The 1,389-nt window shown below is 45.6% G+C and carries 2 protein-coding genes; one reads left to right on the top strand and one right to left on the bottom strand.

The genetic code is table 11. The annotated features are described in order from the left end of the window. Positions 1–206: 206 nt before the first annotated feature. Positions 207–1,208, top strand: a complete 1,002-nt coding sequence (fmt, locus tag F6K20_RS38575) for a methionyl-tRNA formyltransferase (RefSeq protein WP_008182301.1) — start codon at positions 207–209, stop codon at positions 1,206–1,208. Here fmt and F6K20_RS38580 read toward each other — a convergent pair. Further along, positions 1,209–1,389 (bottom strand): DUF6464 family protein (locus F6K20_RS38580; protein ID WP_287298454.1); only part of this gene is annotated, 181 nt, incomplete at its 5' end. It abuts the gene before it with no gap.

A 1,389-nucleotide genomic window follows, 5' to 3' on the forward strand; every position in this document is an offset into this window, starting at 1 on the left:
ACCTGAAACCAGCTAACCTGAAACCAGCTAACCTGAAACCAGCTAACCTGAAACCTGAAACCAGCTAACCTGAAACCTGAAACCAGCTAACCTGAAACCAGCTAACCTGAAACCAGCTAACCTGAAACCAGCTAACCTGAAACCAGCTAACCTTGGCCAAAAGGCCACGCTACGCGAACAACCCATTAGTTATTGGTAATTTCTAGATGCGAGTTGTATTCTTTGGTACTCCCCAATTTGCTCTACCTTGTTTGGAAGGTTTGTTGAACCATCCTGAATTTGAGGTGGTGGGTGTGGTGACTCAGCCAGATAAGCGTCGAGGACGTGGTAACCAGCTGATTCCTTCCCCAGTGAAATCAATAGCATTAGCACATAAACTACCAGTTTGGCAACCGCAGCGCCTGAAAAAGCATAGGGAAACCCTAACTCAGCTAAGGCAGGTAAAGGCTGATGCTTTTGTGGTGGTTGCCTATGGGCAGATTCTCTCCCAAGAGATTCTGGATATGCCTACGGCAGGTTGTATCAATGTACATGGCTCAATTTTGCCTAAGTATAGGGGAGCAGCTCCGATCCAGTGGTGTCTTTATAATGGTGAAGCCCAAACTGGCATCACAACGATGTTGATGGATGCTGGAATGGATACTGGAGCAATGCTCTTGAAAGCATATACACCAATTAGACTATTGGATAATGCCCAGGATTTGGCACAAACTCTGAGCAATTTGGGAGCTGATTTGTTGATTGAAACCCTCCTCAAGCAAGAGTTACAGGAAATCCAACCAATTCCTCAAGATGACTCATTGGCTACCTATGCACCACTGATTCAAAAGTCAGATTATGGCCTAGATTGGTCACGCTCTAACTTGGAGTTACACAATCAGATCCGGGGATTTTTCCCGAACTGCGTCACCTCATTTCGGGGTAAATCTCTGAAAATCAGTGCCACTGTTCCCTTAGATTCCGCTTACTTATCCGAGTTGCCTTCACAGTTAAAAATGCGATCGCAGGAGTGGTCTACTCTTGATGTTGGTTCAGGTCGTCCTGGAGAAGTTGTAAAGATTGCCAAGACAATCGGTCCAATTATTCAAACTGGAAAGGGAATGTTGTTGTTGCAGCAAGTGCAATTAGCTGGCAAACGTGCTCAATCTGCTTGGGATTTTGCCAATGGTATGCGTTTAGAAGTAGGAGAAGTTCTAGGTAATAGTTAGTTAGTGAGTTTCAGTGTTCAAGGGTTCGTAAAAGCGGCAAGAATCACAGGGTCCGTCTGGATTGACAGCACAACGAATCAATTCAGAGTGAGCATTGAAATAGCAGCTGGCATCCCCAATCACCCAACGCCCCTGGAGCAGGCTTTTTTCACTAGGGTGTCCAAAAGACTGCACATACAGA

It is taken from the genome of Moorena sp. SIO2C4, assembly GCF_010672485.1.
GTDB classification, from domain to species: Bacteria; Cyanobacteriota; Cyanobacteriia; order Cyanobacteriales; family Coleofasciculaceae; genus Moorena; species Moorena producens.

Bases quoted from the DNA above. Each gene is read 5' to 3' on its own strand.
- fmt (WP_008182301.1), top strand. From the start codon at position 207: ATGCGAGTTGTATTCTTTGGTACTCCCCAATTTGCTCTACCTTGTTTG.